The organism is Motilimonas thetidivivens (assembly GCF_046452435.1).
Taxonomy (GTDB): Bacteria; Pseudomonadota; Gammaproteobacteria; order Enterobacterales; family CBDFNC01; genus Motilimonas.
Genome location: NZ_JBKFDK010000005.1, coordinates 25,386 through 45,070, shown reverse-complemented (window position 1 = coordinate 45,070; position 19,685 = coordinate 25,386). Strand labels below are relative to the sequence as shown.

The 19,685-nt window shown below is 44.9% G+C and carries 15 protein-coding genes; 4 read left to right on the top strand and 11 right to left on the bottom strand.

Features of this window, described 5'->3' with window-relative positions:
• Positions 1-13: 13 nt before the first annotated feature.
• The 3 genes from ACK8OT_RS05425 to ACK8OT_RS05415 form a co-directional block, all read right to left on the bottom strand.
• Positions 14-1,396, bottom strand: coding sequence for a hypothetical protein (locus tag ACK8OT_RS05425; protein WP_410195487.1), 1,383 nt, complete (start codon positions 1,394-1,396; stop codon positions 14-16).
• Positions 1,397-1,481: 85 nt separating this feature from the next.
• A complete protein-coding gene (locus tag ACK8OT_RS05420; protein ID WP_410195486.1) occupies positions 1,482-2,141 on the bottom strand; it encodes a PilW family protein in 660 nt (219 codons plus the stop codon).
• Positions 2,142-2,153: 12 nt separating this feature from the next.
• Positions 2,154-2,726 (bottom strand): GspH/FimT family pseudopilin, encoded by a 573-nt coding sequence (locus tag ACK8OT_RS05415; RefSeq protein WP_410195485.1) that lies wholly within the window; start codon positions 2,724-2,726, stop codon positions 2,154-2,156.
• A 234-nt stretch (positions 2,727-2,960) separates the two neighbouring features.
• On the opposite strand from ACK8OT_RS05415, the gene ACK8OT_RS05410 reads away from it, so the two are divergent.
• Positions 2,961-3,362, top strand: coding sequence for a type IV pilin protein (locus ACK8OT_RS05410; protein ID WP_410195484.1), 402 nt, complete (start codon positions 2,961-2,963; stop codon positions 3,360-3,362).
• 72 nt (positions 3,363-3,434) lie between these two features.
• On the opposite strand, the gene ACK8OT_RS05405 is transcribed toward ACK8OT_RS05410, so the two are convergent.
• From ACK8OT_RS05405 to ACK8OT_RS05375, 7 genes are all read right to left on the bottom strand, one after another.
• A complete protein-coding gene (locus ACK8OT_RS05405; RefSeq protein WP_410195483.1) occupies positions 3,435-5,339 on the bottom strand; it encodes a transglycosylase SLT domain-containing protein in 1,905 nt (634 codons plus the stop codon).
• A 23-nt stretch (positions 5,340-5,362) separates the two neighbouring features.
• Positions 5,363-6,946, bottom strand: coding sequence for an ABC transporter ATP-binding protein (locus ACK8OT_RS05400; protein WP_410195482.1), 1,584 nt, complete (start codon positions 6,944-6,946; stop codon positions 5,363-5,365).
• Positions 6,943-7,983, bottom strand: a complete 1,041-nt coding sequence (locus tag ACK8OT_RS05395) for an ABC transporter permease (protein ID WP_410195481.1) — start codon at positions 7,981-7,983, stop codon at positions 6,943-6,945. The genes ACK8OT_RS05400 and ACK8OT_RS05395 overlap by 4 nt, the downstream gene beginning before the upstream one ends.
• A complete protein-coding gene (locus ACK8OT_RS05390) occupies positions 7,983-9,068 on the bottom strand; it encodes a microcin C ABC transporter permease YejB (RefSeq protein ID WP_410195480.1) in 1,086 nt (361 codons plus the stop codon). The genes ACK8OT_RS05395 and ACK8OT_RS05390 overlap by 1 nt, the downstream gene beginning before the upstream one ends.
• Before the next feature lie 44 nt (positions 9,069-9,112).
• On the bottom strand, positions 9,113-10,933 hold the full coding sequence (locus ACK8OT_RS05385) for an extracellular solute-binding protein (protein WP_410195479.1): 1,821 nt from the start codon (positions 10,931-10,933) through the stop codon (positions 9,113-9,115).
• A gap of 344 nt (positions 10,934-11,277) precedes the next feature.
• Positions 11,278-11,682, bottom strand: a complete 405-nt coding sequence (locus ACK8OT_RS05380) for a DUF4124 domain-containing protein (RefSeq protein WP_410195478.1) — start codon at positions 11,680-11,682, stop codon at positions 11,278-11,280.
• Positions 11,683-11,817: 135 nt separating this feature from the next.
• The gene (locus tag ACK8OT_RS05375; protein WP_410195477.1) at positions 11,818-14,949 is read right to left on the bottom strand and encodes a sensor domain-containing phosphodiesterase; all 3,132 of its coding nucleotides are present in this window, start codon (positions 14,947-14,949) and stop codon (positions 11,818-11,820) included.
• A gap of 394 nt (positions 14,950-15,343) precedes the next feature.
• Between ACK8OT_RS05375 and hpf the strand changes: the two genes are divergently transcribed.
• From hpf to ACK8OT_RS05360, 3 genes are all read left to right on the top strand, one after another.
• Positions 15,344-15,682: a ribosome hibernation-promoting factor, HPF/YfiA family gene (gene hpf / locus ACK8OT_RS05370; RefSeq protein WP_410195476.1), complete on the top strand. Its 339-nt coding sequence runs from the start codon at positions 15,344-15,346 to the stop codon at positions 15,680-15,682.
• Positions 15,683-15,759: 77 nt separating this feature from the next.
• Positions 15,760-17,643: a chorismate mutase gene (locus ACK8OT_RS05365; protein ID WP_410195475.1), complete on the top strand. Its 1,884-nt coding sequence runs from the start codon at positions 15,760-15,762 to the stop codon at positions 17,641-17,643.
• A gap of 74 nt (positions 17,644-17,717) precedes the next feature.
• The gene (locus tag ACK8OT_RS05360) at positions 17,718-18,479 is read left to right on the top strand and encodes a DUF3108 domain-containing protein (RefSeq protein ID WP_410195474.1); all 762 of its coding nucleotides are present in this window, start codon (positions 17,718-17,720) and stop codon (positions 18,477-18,479) included.
• Between the two features lie 58 nt (positions 18,480-18,537).
• On the opposite strand, the gene tyrA is transcribed toward ACK8OT_RS05360, so the two are convergent.
• Positions 18,538-19,674 (bottom strand): bifunctional chorismate mutase/prephenate dehydrogenase, encoded by a 1,137-nt coding sequence (tyrA, locus tag ACK8OT_RS05355; protein WP_410195473.1) that lies wholly within the window; start codon positions 19,672-19,674, stop codon positions 18,538-18,540.
• Between the last annotated feature and the right edge of the window lie 11 nt (positions 19,675-19,685).

Genomic DNA, 19,685 nt, shown 5'->3' with positions numbered 1-19,685 from the left:
CGACTAAGTCCATTTACTCGTTAAAGTCACGCCAGGTGCCTGGCACCCAGCCAAATCGACTGCCTCCACCACTACTACCCACCGCAGCTAAGGTTCGTAATACTTCAGCACTGTAGTCCACTACGATAGAGCCCGACGTCAACACCACACCGTGATCAACGCCATCAATTACCACCGCGCCCTTGACACTAATAGAGCCGCCAAATTTGGCATTGATTGACGCGTTGTTCTGCGTTTCTTTATTACTATTAACCACATACACTAAGCCGTTAACCGATGCCCCACCGCGAAAATCAGCATTACCATCGATAATGAGCGTCACCGCATCTGTGGTCAAACCTGCGTTATAACCAGCGCCATCAATGCCGCCAACATGAATAGGGCAATCGCCATAGATCCAAACTACTTTTTCGCCGTTACCACCGGGAGGAACCTCACAAACACCTAAGTCGTTTGGCTCCACAAAAATAATACCTTCTTCACCATCGGCTGCACGTTGAGCAACTTCATTACGCAAGGTGGCAAAATCACTTTCTTCAGCGCCAAGATACTCGCGTTTCAAACTTTCAGGAAAGCGAGGATCTGCCAGCGAGATATCATTGTTGGCAAAGGTTGCTTCTCCCCCTTTGCCATCAGGAAATCCCGCTAAGGTATCTGCGCTGTACCAACCTAATTCATTCTCAAGGGTTGCATCACCCGCTTCTAGGGTATTTTCAAACTTACTTAAATCAGCAAAGCCATCATTACTGTAACTAAACCAATTACCTGCCAATTGCAGTGCATGGAAGCTACTCCAATAGCTTAGCTCTTGATCCGAAAAAGCTTTCGGGTTGCTAGCTAAAGACACCGCGCCTTCGATTAACGTTTGAGTATTGGTGGTGATAGGCGCTAATGGAATGCTATTGCCACCATTGCTGACATTGCCAGAAAAATAAAATTCACGACTGACGGTAGCCTGAGCTTGACCATCACGGGAGCGGCCAGTGCTGATAACATTAAGCAATTTAGGATTTTTTGGGCTTTGCTTAACGACCACTTCAACTTGGTTTGAAGCGAAGAAATTAATAAACTTTTGCGTACCAGGGTGGGAGCTTGAGCCTATGTTGATCGTTAAAGGCTCATCACTGGTTTTATTCATTAAAGACATAGCTGCAGGCTGCTGCTTACCGCCCACATCAACCTTACCAAAAGCTAACCAAGTACCGGCATAGTCCAAACCAAGCTCAGCATTCGCATAAGCCTCTTTGTAACGATAATCATTACTAGATGAGCGTATTTCAAATAGCTTGTTCTTGGCGGTATAGAAACTAAATGCCGTAGCACTGAGCATGAGTAAGATGGTGATCAATAACGTCGCCATCCCCTCTTGTTTAAGTGAGGTAATAGGTTTGATCATACAGCTCCCGTTGTACTTCTCAATGAGCTTAATTTATTGATTAACACCGAGCTTCTCTACGGAAACCCTTTACTGGTAATAATCTTCAGTAACCTTGATTGCGTACTAATACGGTTTTATCCAACTCGACATATTTGTCGCGCTGAGAATCGATAGCCGCTTTCAGGTTAATAGTCACCGTACTCATCGTTGTATTTAGGCCCTCTGATGGTACGGTGCCAGTCTCACCTTTGGCATTAACTTGGGTTAAGGCAAAGCTGAGTTTTTCTACATATATGGTGTCGTTGGTTAAACGCGTCCAATTGTTTTGTGCCCCACAAGGGGATAAACCAGAGCGTATGTAGACACCACCCTGATAAAGTTTATATCCGATATATTCTTGCGCCGTTACTTCAGGATTATTAGCATCCATATCATAAGCAAATGTAATACAAGTGCTATCAGGGGAAACCGCTATCGCTGATGAGGCATTATTATATAAATTATGGCTAAAACTTGAGCTAAATGCTGCTGATGTGGCCCCGCTCCAATATCCCGCCCGACGAATGTCGCGCGACATGAGTTCAACCAAATTTTTCATTTCTAAGTTTAGCTTACCTAAGTTGATGATCTTGCTGTTATTCACCACGCTAGTGGTGTACAAGGAAATCATCATCGCCACCACTAACAAGCCAAGTACCATAGAGATCATCAGTTCAACTAAACTGAAACCTTGTTGCTGATGCTGATGGCGGCGAAACTTCATACTGGCAACCGCTTAACTACAACTGGCGTAATCAGATGAGCCCGCTGAAGTGCAGGTTTTAACATTTCCCATGGCATTCACTGTCACTTTAACTGTATCATTTTCATCGGTTTTTAATTTCACATCACCCGCTGCGCTAAGTGGCATGCCACGTACATTATCGAAAGTGATAGTGCTACTGGCCATGCTAGTAACGTCTAAATCAATCTTGCTAAATTCACCGCCGTCGATCACCACTAAACGTTTATCAGTGCCATTAACTAAGGTACAACTATCTGTCGCGCTAGCAGCAGATTTACAATTACAAGTATCCTTAGTACCAGATACTGTGGTTAAACCAGCACACCAAGCGCCATCATCACCATCTTTAAAGGTGACGGCTATCTGAGTGTTCGCTTTGATTGATTCACTTTTTGCGTAGGTAAGTAATGAATAAAGGGATTCTGTTGCCCCCCGTAGCTCATTTTTTTTAAATAAACTGCTGTAAGAGCCCACGCCTATGCTTAATAAGATAGCAAGCACGGCAACGGCTATAAGCAGTTCCATTAAGGTAAAGCCCTGAATCTTAACTGGCTTAATTATCATCCATGACCTCATAAATTGTGATGTAGCACACTTCTAAAAATATTCCAGCAAATTTTATCACGTGCAATTTTTGACCACAATCAGCCCTACACCGCAGATCCCTAATAGGTGATGTAGATACCAAATTGGCATATACTGCTGTCATATTCTATGCATTTGACTTTATTAACAATAAAATCGGCATATCATATTTGGGTATATTAATAATGTGATTAAACACAAGGATTAAAATTAATGACAAAAATATATAAAACGGCAGGCTTCACCTTAATGGAAGTGATGATAGTCGTCGCCATCATCGGCATCTTGGCCAGCATAGCCTACCCTTCATACCAAGACTATGTGAAAAAATCCCGTCGCGCTGATGCCCAAGCGCACCTAATGAAAGCCGCCCTTGAGCAAGAGTCTTGGCGTATAACCAATGCGACTTATGCAGGAAACTTTGCCTCTTTAGCCTTAGCTACCAGTAATGCTTATTACTCTTTTAGTGTCGTCTCAAACGCTGCAAGCACATATACCCTAAAAGCAACCGCGACAACAGGTAAAGGACAAGATACTGATAAAGTAGGCTCAACAACTTGTACGCCATTAACCTTAAATCAAGCGGATGCCAAAACCCCCAGCGACTGTTGGTAAAATTTACAATGGGCCCCCCCCCAAACAATAAAGGCGCCAATTTGGCGCCTTTATTGTTTGTTAGCGAGCAGATTAAAGCTGAGTGTTCCACTCTTGCTTAGTGAGCATCTGCAGGGGTTTATTTTGTTGATGCTGATAAACCACATTGTAGGCTAATACACTTTGCACATAACCCCGCGTTTCGCGAAACGGGATCACTTCAACCCATACATCCGCAGCCAAACCAGGACTTTGCGCACGCCAACGCTTAACGCGATTTGGACCGGCATTGTAAGCCGCACTGGCCAGAATACGATTGCCGTTATAATCATCTAACAACCCTTTGATATAGGCACTGCCTAAACGCACGTTAACCTCAGGATCATACAAGCTAGATACCCCTTGATAGGGCACACCTATTTTCTTAGCGGTATACTTAGCCGTGGCTGGCATCAGCTGCATCAAGCCACGAGCGCCAACTGGCGATTGTGCTTCAACATGAAACGCACTTTCTTGACGCGCTAAAGCAAACAAATAGCTGCTGTCAACATTGCGCTCTTTGGCATACTTGTTAAAGGTCGCTGACGCCATTTGCGGGAAACGCTGCTCAACCAAATCCCAGCTCTTAGTTTCAATACTGGCTAGCACGGCAAAATGAAGCCAGCCTTGCTCTAGCGCATACTGGCCTAATTGATCCACAATTGGCTTAGGTTGACGACTAATCAAATGGCCCCATTCTGTACGCGCAATGCCATCCGCGCCGTGGTAAAACAATTCTTCAATTCGCTTCAAAACCGGCATTTGTTGAGCTATTTTCTGCTTGTCTAAGGTCACCGTTTGAATATTTAGGCTGTAAGGCACGCCTAAACGCTGCGCCGACATAAAACCGTAAAAGCTACGCTCTTTGGCTACTTCGGCAAAATACACATTTGCGGCTTTGTCTCTGCCTGCTTTTTGATTGAGTCTAGCCTGCCAATACTTCCAACGCTCATGTTGTTTAGCTTGCTCTGGTAAATGGTCAATCCACTTTAATGCGGTTTGCCACTGCTCTCTCGCTAGCGCATAACGAATACGCTGCTCAATGACATCCGCTTCACGCCATTGCGCCAATTGCTTATCAGCCCATTTTAGTTTGCCATCTAACTGACGGTACATAACGTATTGGATAAGCTTTAACTCAACTTTACGTTGCTGCGTTTCACTCAGTGCCGCTTTGGTTTGATAATATTGGTACGCTTTTAAGGCATTGGCTGGCGATTTGGGGATCAGCTTAAGCAAGCCTAACGCAATAATCTCATTGTTGTCGATGGTAATTGAGCTGTAATTTTCATACTTCAATAGTTGCTCGGGTTTGCTATAAGTCGCAGTTAACAGCTGCGCATCTTGCAAATAATGACCTTTTAAGCTCTTTTGCAAATAAGCCATCAATTTAGGCTGCTCAGCAGCAAAGGCTAGTAGCATACGCTCAAAAATAAGGGCTTGGCTTAGCTTACCCGCTTGCTGCCAGCTCGCAAATAGGGGGTCACAAGCATCGGGCAAAGAGCGCCCCGTTAACCACAACTCCTGCGCACCTTGCCAAGCTAGCTGATACTGACCAACTTGCGCCTGTGCATTGAAGTAATGACAACGTAAATGCAAATTTTTTGGTTCATTGGGATGCATAGCTAAGAAGCTACGCCATTTTTTTTGCTGCGCAAGTTTAAATAAATACTGTCGCTCTAATGTATTAGCTAAGTAAGAGTCTTGGTTTTGCGCCACAAATTGCTGTACTTTTTCAAGAGGAAGATAACCTAACTGCTGCTTTAAACCATTGTATTCAAGAAAAATGGCCAGAGGGTATTCAGTGCCAAGTTGATTTCTCAGTTGCTCTGCTTTGGTCCAATCTTTTTGTTTTTGCGCCGTTAATGCTTGCGAGTATAAGTTACGTTGCTCCGATAAAGAGCTAGCCATAGAGGAAAATGAGAAAAACAAAAGCAAACAAAAAATAGATTTACGCAAAAGTGACTCCTATTGGTTAAGAACTAATAAAATGCTGCCGACAACAACTGCCGAGTATAGTCAGATTTGGGCTGATTAAATAATGAATTTACCTCAGACTGTTCAATTAATTTCCCCCCTTTCATCACCATCACTCGATGACACATCGCCCTGATCACGGTCAAATCATGGCTGATAAACAAGTAACTCAAGCCGTATTTTGCTTGCAGTTGCTTCAACAGGTCAATAATTTGCTTTTGCACACTACGATCCAACGCAGACGTTGGCTCATCGAGCACAATCAATTTAGGCTGCAAAATCAAGGCGCGCGCAATTGCGATGCGCTGGCGTTGTCCGCCAGAAAACTCATGGGGATAACGACTCGCCGCCGAGGTATCTAAGCCTACCTCTTTTAGAACCTCATCTACCTTAGCCTGAACCTGCTCCGGCTTAAGCTGCTCATGCACTAATAGCCCTTCACTAATAATCTGCTGTACCGACATTCTCGGGCTTAAACTGCCAAAAGGATCTTGAAACACAATTTGCAGCTGCTTGCGCAAAGGAGCCAGTTGCTTCGATGTTTTAGCGCTAATTACATCGCCTAAAAAATCCACCTTACCTTGGCTTGAAATCAATCCCAATATCGCTTGCGCTAAGGTGCTTTTACCTGAGCCGCTTTCGCCAACGATGCCTAAAGTTTCCCCTTGATTAATATGTAAATCAATTCCATCAACGGCCTTAAAGTAAGACTGAGTACGGCCCAACCAACCGCCCTTATTGGCAAACCAAACCCGCATCTCATTGGCCGACAATAGCAGCTTGGGCTCGGCTAAGGGCGCCATTTCACCGCTGGGATTGGCCGCCAGTAAACTTTGGGTATAACTGTGTTTAGGCGTGGTAAATATTTCTGGTGTTTGCCCCTGCTCAACTAATTGCCCCCGTTGCATCACCACCACGTTATCGGCGTAATGACGAACTATGTTCAGATCATGGGTGATCAGTAATATCGCCATGCCAAGTTGACGTTGAAGCCTTTGCAAAAGCTCCAAAATTTGTTTTTGAATCGTTACATCAAGGGCCGTGGTTGGCTCATCGGCAATTAAAATATCGGGCTCATTGGCTAGCGCCATCGCTATCATTACCCGCTGACGCTGACCGCCCGATAGCTGATGGGGATAATGCTTTAAACGTCGCTCGGGCTCATCTATCCCCACTAGTTCGAGTAATTCTATGATTCGCCCTGTCGCTTGCTTGTAATTCCATCCTTTATGCAGCCACAATACTTCTGCGATTTGCTGACCTAAGGTATGCAGTGGGTTTAACGAGGTCATTGGCTCTTGAAAGATCATGCTAATTTGCTCACCTCGGATCTCGCGCATCTGCTCTTCACTCAGCGCCATCAGAGATTGTCCGTTAAGCAACACCTCTCCCGTTGCTTTAGCACCACCGGGAAGCAGCTGTAACAGTGACAACGCAGTAAGGGATTTGCCGCTGCCGCTTTCCCCCACCAAAGCAAGCGTTTGCCCTTTATTTAGGCTAAAGCTCACCTTATTCACTACCGCTTTATCGGCAAAATGAATACTCAGATCTGACACTGATAATAAGCTAGTTACTTGCTCCATACTCATTGGGCTCTCCTTGGATCAAAAGCATCGCGTGCAGCCTCACCGATAAATACCAACAACACCAAGATCACCGACAATGAGAAAAACGCCGTTAGTCCGAGCCAAGGCGCTTGTAAGTTAGCCTTACCTTGAGCCACCATTTCACCTAGTGACGCCGACCCCGGCGGTAAACCAAAACCAAGAAAATCCAACGCGGTTAAGGTGGTTAGCGCTCCGGTAAAGATATAAGGTAAAAACGTCATGGTGGCGATCATCGCATTAGGCAAAATATGTTTCGCCATAATGGCATTATCACCCACGCCAAGCGCCTGGGCGGCTTTAACATATTCAAGGTTACGGCCTCGTAAAAATTCAGCCCTCACCACACCGACCAAGCTAGACCAGCTAAACAGCAACATTAATCCCAGCAACCACCAAAAATTAGGCTGTACCACACTGGCCAGAATAATCAGCATAAACAGCATCGGCAGGCCTTCCCAAATCTCGATCAAGCGCTGACCCAATAAGTCTACCCAACCACCGTAATAGCCTTGAATTGCACCCGCTGTGATACCAATGATCGAGCTAGACAAGGTCAAGGCAAGGGCAAACAACACTGAAATACGAAAGCCATAAATCAACCGCGCCAATACATCGCGTCCCTGATCATCGGTACCCAACCAATTGACGCCATCGGGAGCCGAAGGGGCTGGCTCGGTCAGGGCATAGTTAATCGAATCGTATGAAAACGGGATAAGAGGCCAAAGCATCCAACCATCTTGATTGATTTTGCTCTGGATATAGGGGTCGCTAAAGTCGGTCCAAGTATCAAAGTCCCCCCCAAAAGTGGTCTCAGGATGGTCACTAAAAATCGGCATATACCAGTTTTGTTGATACGACACCAAAATAGGTTTGTCATTTGCAATCAGCTCCGCGAATAAGCTAAGTGCAAATAACACGATAAACACCCAAAGCGAATAGTAGCCGCGCTTGTTCGCTCGAAATTGCTGCCAGCGCCGCTGATTAATAGGATTTGTTTTAAAAGATTGCCATGCTTGCATTAACTGCGCCCCGCAAAGTTAATTCGAGGATCGATGAGGGTGTATGAGATGTCGGTGATTAATTTAAGCAACAACCCGACTAAGGTGAAAATATAAAGGGAGCCAAAAATCACCGGATAATCGCGATTCACAACCGACTCAAAGCCAAGTAACCCTAATCCATCAAGGGAGAAAATCACCTCAATTAACATAGACCCAGTTAAGAAAATGCCAATTAACGCCGCTGGCATCCCGGCGATCACCAGCAACATGGCATTACGGAAAATATGGCGATACAGCACCCGCTTTTCACTGCAGCCCTTGGCCTTAGCCGTCACCACGTATTGCTTGGCTATTTCATCTAAGAAGGCATTTTTGGTCAGCATGGTTAGGGCAGCAAAACTGCCGATCACCGAAGCCGTCACCGGTAAGGCTAAATGCCAAAAATAGTCGGCGACTTTACCCAGCAAACTTAGCTCAGCAAAATTATCCGAGGTTAACCCTCGCAATGGAAACCAGCTAAAATAAGTTCCCCCAGCAAAGACAACAATGAGAATAATGGCAAACAAAAACGCTGGGATCGCATAGCCAATAATCACCACGGTGCTACTCCAAACATCAAAGCGGGAATGATGGCTCGCGGCCTTTTTGATGCCTAACGGAATGGAAATAACATACACCAATAGCGTGGTCCAAAGCCCTAATGAGATAGACACAGGCATTTTTTCCAGGAGTAAATCCGTCACCTTAATGTCGCGGTAAAAACTGTCACCAAAATCAAAGCGCGCATAATTCCATAACATCACAAAATAGCGCTCTAAGATGGGCTTATCAAACCCGTATTGACGCTCTAATTGAGCGATAAACTCAGGATCTATGCCCTGTGCCCCGCGATACTTACTTTGCGAGGTTGCGTTAGCCAAGAGCTCACTGCCTTCACCCGTGCCCATACGATTGGTTGCATCGCCACCTAAGCCTTGTACCTTAGCAATGGCTTGCTCAACTGGACCGCCCGGTGCCACTTGGACGAGAAAAAAGTTAATCGTCATAATGCCAATCAAGGTTGGGATCATCAGTAATAATCGGCGAAAAATATAACTATGCATGTATTTCTCCGTAGCAACTGCTAACTGCAACGTATCTAAGACAACTATTCATCTTGGTCTGCTTCCTTTGCGCTTTTGTACCACCAAGTATCTAGGCCAATATCGTATGTGGGTTTCGTCTCAGGCTGAGCAAACTTATCCCAATAAGCGATGCGATGATAAGGGCTATACCATTGTGGAATAACAAAATGAAGTTGCCGCAAAACCCTATCTAAGGCTTGGGTGTGCAGCACCAAATCCTTACGGCTTTGCGCCGAAATTAAGCCATCCACTAACTTGTCGACAACCGGATCACATACCCCGGCGTAATTTCTTGAGCCCGGCGTCTTGGCCGCCTCACAGCTCCAGTATAAAGGCTGCTCATTGCCCGGAGAGCTAGATTGTCCCTGACGCAGAGTCGTAATATCAAAGTCAAAACTAGTAAGCCGATTAATATACTGGGAAATATCCACCAAACGGATTTCGGTGGCGATACCAATCCGGCTTAAATTACGCCGAAACGGCTGGATAATGCGCTCAAATCCCTTGTCATAAACTAAAAACTCAAAAGACAATTGCTGCCCCTTGGCATCCAGTAAACGCCCGCCTTTTAGCTCATAACCTGCCTCGGCCAATAGCGCAACCGCTTGGCGCATTTGCGCACGAATATTGCCATCACCTAAGGTTGGCTCAGGGCGATAAGCGGGTCCAAATACATCAGCAGGGAGTGAGTCTCGATAAGGCTCAAGGATCGCTAATTCCTCCTCGCTCGGCTCACCTTGAGCCGCCAGTTCAGAGTTGGCGAAAAAACTATCTCCTCGGGTATAAGCTTGATAAAAAAATTGCCGATTAAGCCACTCAAAATCAAACATCAACCCAATCGCCTCACGCACTTTGGGCGAGCTAAACTTGTCACGGCGTAAATTAAAGAAAAAGCCCTGCATACCCTGCGGGTTAGCATCACTTAACTGACGGCGAACTATCTGCTGTTGATCAAATACCTTACCCGTATAACCCGTGGCCCAGTTTTTAGCAGAATACTCCTGATGAAAATCAAATACCCCCGCTTTAAAGGCCTGAAAAGCCACGGTAGTATCGCGAAAGTAATCAAAGATCATCTCATCAAAATTATAACGCCCCACATTTACGTTTAGGTCTTTCGCCCAGTAATTTTCAACTCGGCGATAAACCACTTTTCTGCCAGCATCGAAAGACACGATTTGATAAGGCCCAGAGCCTAAGGGGATGACTAAACTCGATTTAGTGAAATCATGCTGCTGCCAAAAGTGCTTAGGTAAGATGGTCAACTGACCCAGAATGAGAGGCAACTCGCGGTTATCACCAGGTTTAAGATCAAAACGAACCTGATGTGAGTCTAGTGCAACGACCTGCTCTACCCCCGCATAATAGGATTTATAATGGGGAGCACCTTGCTCAAATAAGGTATTAAAGCTAAATACCACATCTTCACTGGTTATGGGGTGGCCATCGTGAAATCGCGCTTTGGGGTTAAGCCAAAATGTCACCGAACTGTAATCCGGCGCAACTGCAATGCCATTAGCAATTAAACCGTATTCAGTAAACGCCTCATCACTAGATTGCGTCATCAAGGTGTCATAAATTAGGCCTACCCCATCAGCCGGCGTCCCTTTTACGATAAACGGATTGAAGGAATCAAAGGTGCCCCGAGAGGCTCGCTTAAAGGCTCCGCCTTTTGGCGCATCAGGGTTAACATAATCAAAATGTTTAAAACCGGCGGGATATTTAACGTCGCCATGCATAGCAATAGCATGCTTTGCATCAGTTGGCAGCGGGTTTGCCGTTGAAGTAACTACGAATAGAAAATTTAACCCGATAAACCACCAATAAAAACGAAGTTTCCCCATCAAACTACAACCCCAAAACATGCTTAACATATTGAAAAAAAACGTACCTAGAGGGTAGCGGTAATTGTTAAATTCAACAAGAGCAAGCTATTTAAGCTTTTGGATTTTCTATGCCAATTTGCACGATAACTAAGGTCGAAAAGAGCAGCTAAGCAGGGTTATGAGCCGGGGCAAACGCATGAATGTCGTGATGTTTCTATATTCGAAATCTGTCGCAAGGATGAAGCAGTTACGTCCACAGCAATTATTGAAAGGCGATTTCACGGCGCTTCGTATAAGAATTATCAATTGGTTCTCTAGTTTGCTTACATTTCGTCCTCTCGCACACTCGCCCTGCAAACACCTTAACAAAAATCCTTAATCTGCTGCTTAGCGGTGTTTTGCATGCTTTTAACATGCTCTTTGTTAAACTTATTACCCTTCCATTCATAGTGACCACTGTTGATCATTTCGGTGCTAAAACGCAATTTACGCTTAGCCCCTTGACACAGCTCACGGCTGATCATGTCGGCAACATCTTGTTGCGAGTATTCTTTGTCGTGTTTGGTGTTTGAAGCGACTTTTGTAGCAATAGGATCGGTTTTGATGACATTGGTGGCCGCCACGTCAAACTGCTTAGCGTTGGCATCAATTTTAGGTGTTGAGCTGTAATGCACCGTCCCGTTTGCATCGGTCCAAGTATATATTTTTCCGGCTAAAACGGGCGTACTGAGCAAACTGGCTAGCAGCATTAAATACTTAAACTGCATGAAACTTTCCTTGTCACATTCACTAAGTCAAATGAAGCGACAAGTCTAACAGAAAACCAATAAAATCAAATAAAGATGAATAGACTTTGCGACAGAATGTCACAACAGCGACATCAACAGCCACTGTCGTGATAACTAGATAGTTTTTAGCCGTTTGACATATCGAACGATGGCGTCACCTGTGATGGGCTTGCTGGCTAAATAACCTTGATAAAAGTTACATTCTTGCTTTTGTAAAAACTCCAGCTGTTGTCTTGTCTCAGCACCTTCGGCAGTGACACTAAAGCCCATGTGTTTAGCCAGCGCCAATACCGCTTCAACAATGGCCATATCGCGGGTATCTCTTGGTATATCGCGGATAAATGATCTATCTATCTTAAGCTCATCGGCTGGTAAACGTTTTAAATACGACAAAGAAGAATAACCCGCACCAAAATCATCCACCGAAAAGCTGATACCTTTATCTTTTAGTAAGGTCATTTTACGAATGGTTTCTTCAGCATGGCCAAGAACCACAGACTCAGTGATCTCTAAATTGAGAAAACTCGGCTCCATGCCCGATATTCTTAAGGCTTCTTCCACTTGCTCGACAAAATCAGGATGGTGAAATTGTTTAGCACTGACATTCACGGCGATTTGAGGTATGTGAATATCTTGCTCAACCCAGCGCATATACTGCTTACATGACTCAACCAATACCCAGTAACCGATTTCGATAATCAAATCGCTTTCCTCGGCGATCGGAATAAACTCCACCGGACTGACCATCATTTTGCCTTCTGGTTGCCAGCGGATCAGCGCTTCAACACCAACGATTTCCCCTGTACTTACCATATGCTGGGGCTGATAGTGCAACAGTAATTCGTTTTTCTCTATCGCTGAGCGCAAAGCATTATGTATGGTCAAACGTTTATCGGCCTGTTTTTGCATGCCAATATCAAAGAACATTAAGGTTTTGCGTCCCGCTGATTTGGCTTGATACATGGCCGTATCGGCTTGTTTTAATAAATCGCTCGCACTTTGTTTTTTACCCGGGAATAAAGTAACCCCAACGCTGGCTCCTATGTGTAAGGTTTGCTCGCCATAGTGATATGGTGCAGACACAATTTGGATCAAACGTTCACCAACAATGTTGGCTTGCTGCTCGGCATGAGGCGGGTTTTCTGATAGATCAGGGAGTAATAAGACAAATTCATCGCCCCCTAAACGCGCTAAAATATCGTCATCTCGGATCATATTACGCAAGCGACTAGCCACCTGCTCTAAAATCCAATCGCCTGCGGCGTGACCTAATGAATCATTAATGGTTTTGAAATGATCAAGATCGATAAACAGTAAAGCGCCCACCATATTATTGGCTCGGGCTTGCTCAAAAGCATCAGACAAACTTTCAAGTAACATGCGCCGATTGGGTAAGCCAGTTAACTCATCATAATACGCTAAGTTTTCAATGCGTTTTTCGGCGGCTTTACGCTCCGACATATCTTCGAAACAAATCACGTAATGGGTCACATTACCGTCATCGTCACGCACCGAGGTAATGGTTTCCCATTGGGGATAAAGCTCACCGTTTTTACGCAAACGCCAACATTCACCGCTCCATTTCCCATCTTCATCTAACTTTTGCGATAAAGAGATATCTTGGTCACTTCGACGCTCACCATTTAAAATGCTGATATCTTGGCCAGCTACTTCATCAGCGCTATAACCAGTAATATCGGTAAAAGCATGGTTAACACGCAGAATCAGTGCATTAGGATCGGCGATAATAATACCTTCGTTGGTTTCAAAGGCCACCGCCGACAGCTTCATTTGCGCTTCGTCTTGTTTTCGCACTAATTCAGCCGAGGCGCGCACCGAAAAAGTAGTAAGCAAGGCTTTTACATTTTCATCATCAACAATGACATCGTCAGTCATTAACACCAGATAACCGATAATTTGTTCGCGAGCATTATGCAATGGCCAAGCGACATATCCTTCAACTTGCCAGTCAACAAATTCACCACAATCTGGGAAGTATTTCTTTACCTCTTTCTTAAATATCTGCGGACCGGCTTCAGCGACTCTCTCACAAGGTGAGCCCACAGTATAAAAAATCATACTTTGTTGCAGCTCGCCATCTTCAACCATGGCTAAGGTGCGCGCCGTGTAATCCGATTCAATTTCACACAACATGGCGCTACGCATTTTTAATGCCTTAGCTAACTCAGTAACTAAGGCATTAAAAAAACTTTGTCCTGTTTGTGCTGAAATCGCACTGGAAACCACATCAATTAACCCTTCACGTTGCAATCGCGCTTTTTCTTGTAGCCCGCGCTGCGCCATCTCCATCACTCGCGCAGCTAAGGCAGCAACTGATTTTAAAAACGCTTGTTCATCGATGCTCCACTGGCGCATCTTACCTGCGGCTTGACATAGAATGACCCCTTTAACCACCCCTTCGGCAACAATACTCGCCTGCATGCTAGAGCTGATATGCTCAGGCACTTCTAAACTTTGCGAGTGAGGGGCAAAGGCCATATCACTGGACACAATAATTTTGCTTTCGGTTACTGAGCTAAAAAAGGCAGGATGATCTTGACGTAATAGCACCTCTCCTAATTTGCCAAAGCCATCTCCTCGATACTCCACGCAGGTTAGGGATGTCACAGTATCATTGGCCATCCATAGACTAATGTGGCGTAATTTAAATAACTCAAATAGATGTTTGGCCAAATGGGCAAAGAAATTGGCACTGTCACCTTGACTTAAGGCAGGATCGGTTGCCAGATGCAACAACAGATCATTTTGTCTTTGACGTAGTTCATTGGCACTGCGATAGAGGGTTTGCTCGGTAGTCGTAGCAAGGATACAAGGCTTACTCAGATCATCTAAAATTGGCGTACTTAAAGCCGTTACCACCCAAAACTCTTCGCCATCGGGAGCAATCATGCGGTACTCCATTGGCGCAGGCGCTTCTCCTCGCCATGCCTCATCTAAAAAAACACGAAATGCGGCGCGATCTTCAGGGCAAACAAATTCAATCAAACGCTGACTAGTCAGCTCAGTCTGTGTAGCCACCTTTTGCATTTTGGTTGAATTACAACCTTGAAACACAATTCGGTCTTGGCCCACATCCCAATACCAAAAAACACTTTGTCCTTCGTATGGATTAGCATCTGATCGAGACTCTACCAATTTGGCTCTCGCTAAGGGTATCTCTGGTGAGTCGAGTTGATGGGCTTCTTCGGCATCATCAGCCTTTTTACTAAATATCCCTTTAAACATATATCAAATAGTTTGAACTTAGTTTGTGTAAATACGACATGATAACTTAGGCTTCCCCCATTTCGTTATCTATATAGCTAATATTTGATAAATTTGATTTATTACTTGAGAGGCAACACCGAGATGGTGAAGAGGTAGATTCAACAACATTAACCTAGCGAAAACAGCTATACGATGATTAAACCCACCCCGCTTATCCATTCAATATTGCTATAGGGTGTAGTTGAAAACAAGCAAAATTCCGGATTAATTCGGTATAAACTCGCCTAGATCATAATTTTTAGTGATAGAAATTCCCTCAATCAAAACACCGATCAAGATCACATTTTTATTTCTAAAAAATCGTAATCTGAAAGGGAACCAAAGAAAAAACATTCAAACAGGGGCGTTATTTATGACTATAGAAATCACAAGTAAACACATGACAATTACTACCCCAATGCGTGAAAAAATCACAGCTCGATTTGATCGATTAGAAAAAATGCAGATCCCCTTAATCAAGCCGCACTTCATCATTACTCAGGAGCCTAAAGGATTTAAAATTGAAGCGGCCATCGGCATTCCAAATGGGGATTTATTTGCTACCGCCAGCCATGACGATCTTTATGTCGCCATTAATAAGCTTGGCCAAAAGTTAGAAAAACAACTTCATAAACATGTAGATAAACCTAATGCACAACGCTCCGGTGCGCACAAGCGTGCGGTAGAAGAAGAGGAAGAAATTGCTGCGTAAGACTGCAGTTGGTAAAACAGTTTAAAATAGACATAATAAACCTCCCCTAGGGGAGGTTTTTTTATTCAGGAAAATGTATGGCCAGCTTAGATTTAGAAGAAATTAGACGCTCTATCACCGAACTTGATAGTCAATTATTAGCCCTATTAGCCAAACGCAAGGCCATCGCCCTTGACGTTGCCCGCAGCAAACAAGCTAACCCAAGACCGGTAAGGGACGAAGAGCGCGAACAGGCGCTCCTCGAGCGGCTCATTATTCAAGGCAAAGATCTGGGATTAGACGCACATTACATTACTGAAATTTATCACACCATCTTAGAAGACTCAGTGCGCTCCCAACAGGTCTATCTGCAACAGTTGGTCAATCCTGATTTAACCATGGCGCAAACAAGGCTCGCTTATGTTGCCGATAGTGAAAGCTTATTTGCCGGGCAAAAATACTTAAACCGACAAGGCAAAGTTTTGATTGAATGGCCCTGTAAACATTTCAAACAAACCATTCATGAAGTCGAACATGGCAATGCGGATATGGCCATCTTGCCTATCGAAAACACCAGTGCGGGCAGTATCAATGAAGTCTATGATTTGCTCCAGCACACGAGCTTATCCATTGTCGGTGAAATCGTATTAGATACAGAGTATGGCCTATATTCACCGCATTCCCTTACCTTAGCGCAAGTTAAAACCATTTATAGCACGCCGCAAATTGCGCAGCAATCGAGCCATTTTTTGCAACAGCTTGAACAAGTAGCCTTGGTATATTGTCACAGCAGCAGTGAGGCCATCAGCAAAGCCGAGCAAGATGCCAGCGCCGCATTAATATGCAGCCGCCAGCAGCCTCTTATTGAAACGTTGCAATTACTGCAAGCGCCGGTCACCAATCAGCAAGATAACTTAAGCCGCTATATCCTAGTGGCACGACAGGCGATTAAGGTCACCAGTCAAATTCCCGCAAAAACCACCTTAGTACTCGCTACCGCCCAAAGTGCGGGAGCCTTACTAAATGTCTTAAGCGTATTTAAACAATACAATTTGATCCTTACTAAACTCGAGTCTCGCCCGATCCAAGGGAATCCTTGGGAAGAAATGTTTTACATCGACTTAGCCGCGAACTTGAATGAGCCAGCGATGCAACAAGCCCTCAATGACATTACCCCGCAAACCCAGTATCTCAAGGTGCTAGGCTGCTATCCCAGTAATGAAGTCAAGGCAACCCAAGTGCCAGTAGCCCAATTGGCCAAAATTCATCACCAAGATGAAACCGACAGCACCCCAGAAAACTTGGCAGGACTCTCCCCTAACCATGACGCCTCGGCAAAATTTCAGCTCATTGCTAGCCTGAGTATTGCCAATGCCGATGACTTTATTAACGCTGCACAACCACTCAAAAATGCGGGAGTGCAGCGTATTTTAATCAATCTGGATAACGCGTTAAGTAGCCAACAACAAGGACAATGTTGGCAAGCCTGCCAGCGCCACGCAAAATCATTAAACTTGGCGTTGATACTGCCCGTTAAGCAACTCAATGAAGTTAGCACGGCTGCAAAATATGCCGATATGCTTTGGTTAAATGGCGAGCAAATGCACCATGTTGAGCTACTCGAGCAAGTCGGCCGTCAACATCGCCCTGTCGTCTTATGTCGCGCCACCACAGCCAATAACGAAAACTGGTTAAGCAGTGCAACCACCATCATGGAGCAAGGCAATCAGCAGGTCATCTTATGCGAACAGGGTTACTATCAAAACGAAGTTGGCCAGCTTAACTTGCTGCAAACCTGTCGCTTAAAAGCCCACTCGCAGTTGCCTATTTTGATGCGCCCGCAAGGTCTCCTTGCTAAAGAAGAAATGCTACTGTTAAATAAAGACTTTATGGCCTTAGGCTTACAAGGTACTGTACTGGATATTGAAGCCGACCAAACTCAGCAGTTAGAAGTATTTGGCGCCCTCAGCAAACTTGTCTAGTCGGTCAATTTAGTGACACGAGACAGAGTGGATTAAGGTCAAACAGACACTAACAGCAAACAGGAGAGTCAGTGGTGCATTTAAACCTAATAGGGTGTAAACAACTAGCACACGCCATCATTACCTCAACTGTCTTGCTGTCGAGTGCATGGTCGATGTCGTCGCTCGCAAGTGAGCTCACCCCACAGCCACAAACCTGTACCGACATACTCGACTATCAGCTAACCTACAAAGGCAGTAACGTTGGCAAAATTCAACGTCAACAAGTCTGGCAAGGCCATGACATCAAGGCCTCAACCTCGGGTAGGGTGTCATTTTTGATGTTCAAGTTTAGTGGCTCCCATCATGCTCAGCTCAGTTGGAGCCCAATTCAACAACGTTATTTAACGCGTGAATATACACAAGACGTTAAAGGTTTTAGCGACACCTCAACCCAAGCGCACTTCAGTGAAAATTCCTTAAACAGCAAACTTACCCTGAACGGCGAAAGCAAAGATTATTCGGATTTAGAACAGCCCATCGTCGATTTTGAAGCCATAGCAGTACAAATGCGTCACTACCTAATGACTCAAAGCGCCAGCGAGTTTGATTTTGTGCTGCAAAAAAGCGATAAAACCAGTCGCTACTATTTTCAAGCGCAAGGGGAAGAAACCATTAAGGTAAAAGGGCAAGATATTAAGGCCATCAAGATCAGCCAAGTGCGAAAAAAAGATCGTAAATTGCATCTTTGGTTTGCTCCTGAGCTTAACTATCAGCTCGTCAAAGCCAGTTACAAACGTAAAATAATAGATATCGAAGCCGAGTTAACTCAGCGCCAATTAGAATGCCAAAACTAGTTTGAAAATCATTTCTTTAGAACTAAAAAAGGAGCCGAAGCTCCTTTTATTTACTGAATTATTTTTCGTCTTGATAATGACGGCTGTCATGAGCTTGCTGTAACAAGGCTTTGCTCTCTTTCATAAACAGCTGTGCATAATCGCCAAACCATTCACTGACTCGATTGAACGACGCCACAAATCCCGCCTTATCACCTGCTTCGAGCAGCTTCACCGATTCCCCTAATGAGTCATGATAAGAATGGATCATTTTCAGGTTATCGGGATTAGACATAATAATGTCAGCATACAGCTCAGGATCTTGGGCAAATAAACGCCCCACCATCGCCAGCTCTAAGCGATAAATCGGCGATGACAGCTCAAGCAACTGTTTCACATCAGCATCCACCGCAGCCAAATGTACGCCATAGGCATAACTGGTGAAGTGGCGCAGCGCTTGGATCAAGGTCATGGCTTCATCATGGGCAGCAGCAGAAGTAGGATACAAACGCGCGCCCCAAATTTGCATCTGGGTAATCAACCATTGATATTGCTCAGGCTCACGGCCATCACAATAGGCAATCACCTGCTTAGCAAAGCTTGAAATATCTGGGCCAAACATAGGGTGTAAACCCACCACCGGACCGTCATGCACCGCTAACATGGCTTGCAATGGGCCAGATTTAGTACTGGTAATGTCGGCCAACACACAATCTTTAGGCAATTGGCTTAGCTTAGCTATGGTGGCTTCGGTTACCTCAATCGGCACCGCCACGATAACCAGCCCCGCTTGACGCAGTAAATCATCCGCTTTGTGCCAATCTTGCTTTTCAACCACTTCAACTTGATAGCCAGATAAACGCAGCATTTTAACGAATAGCTTACCCAGTTGTCCGCCACCACCAATGACCACGGCGTAACGTAAATCAGGATTCACGGTTTTAAAGCCGGTGTCATTTTCGCTGGCATAAGACTCACGCATGATGCGGCGTAAAATATCTTCAATCAGATCGGGCGGCACCCCTTTATTTTCCGCCTCATCGCGACGTTTAGCCAGCATAGCGGCTTCACGCTCAGGGGCATAAATCGGTAAACCGTGTTCACTTTTCACTTCACCGACTTGATGCACAAGGGCTAGGCGGCGAGCCAGTAAATCGACTAACTGTTGGTCAACGTCATCAATTTGATGACGTAAATTATCTAATGGATGCGCCATAGCTTTCCCTA

Coding starts and splice junctions, on each gene's coding strand:
- ACK8OT_RS05390 (WP_410195480.1), bottom strand. CDS start 9,068: ATGCATAGTTATATTTTTCGCCGATTATTACTGATGATCCCAACCTTG.
- tyrA (WP_410195473.1), bottom strand. CDS start 19,674: ATGGCGCATCCATTAGATAATTTACGTCATCAAATTGATGACGTTGAC.
- ACK8OT_RS05375 (WP_410195477.1), bottom strand. CDS start 14,949: ATGTTTAAAGGGATATTTAGTAAAAAGGCTGATGATGCCGAAGAAGCC.
- ACK8OT_RS05380 (WP_410195478.1), bottom strand. CDS start 11,682: ATGCAGTTTAAGTATTTAATGCTGCTAGCCAGTTTGCTCAGTACGCCC.
- ACK8OT_RS05425 (WP_410195487.1), bottom strand. CDS start 1,396: ATGATCAAACCTATTACCTCACTTAAACAAGAGGGGATGGCGACGTTA.
- ACK8OT_RS05400 (WP_410195482.1), bottom strand. CDS start 6,946: ATGAGTATGGAGCAAGTAACTAGCTTATTATCAGTGTCAGATCTGAGT.
- ACK8OT_RS05395 (WP_410195481.1), bottom strand. CDS start 7,983: ATGCAAGCATGGCAATCTTTTAAAACAAATCCTATTAATCAGCGGCGC.
- ACK8OT_RS05420 (WP_410195486.1), bottom strand. CDS start 2,141: ATGAAGTTTCGCCGCCATCAGCATCAGCAACAAGGTTTCAGTTTAGTT.
- ACK8OT_RS05415 (WP_410195485.1), bottom strand. CDS start 2,726: ATGATAATTAAGCCAGTTAAGATTCAGGGCTTTACCTTAATGGAACTG.
- hpf (WP_410195476.1), top strand. CDS start 15,344: ATGACTATAGAAATCACAAGTAAACACATGACAATTACTACCCCAATG.
- ACK8OT_RS05385 (WP_410195479.1), bottom strand. CDS start 10,933: ATGGGGAAACTTCGTTTTTATTGGTGGTTTATCGGGTTAAATTTTCTA.
- ACK8OT_RS05410 (WP_410195484.1), top strand. CDS start 2,961: ATGACAAAAATATATAAAACGGCAGGCTTCACCTTAATGGAAGTGATG.
- ACK8OT_RS05365 (WP_410195475.1), top strand. CDS start 15,760: ATGGCCAGCTTAGATTTAGAAGAAATTAGACGCTCTATCACCGAACTT.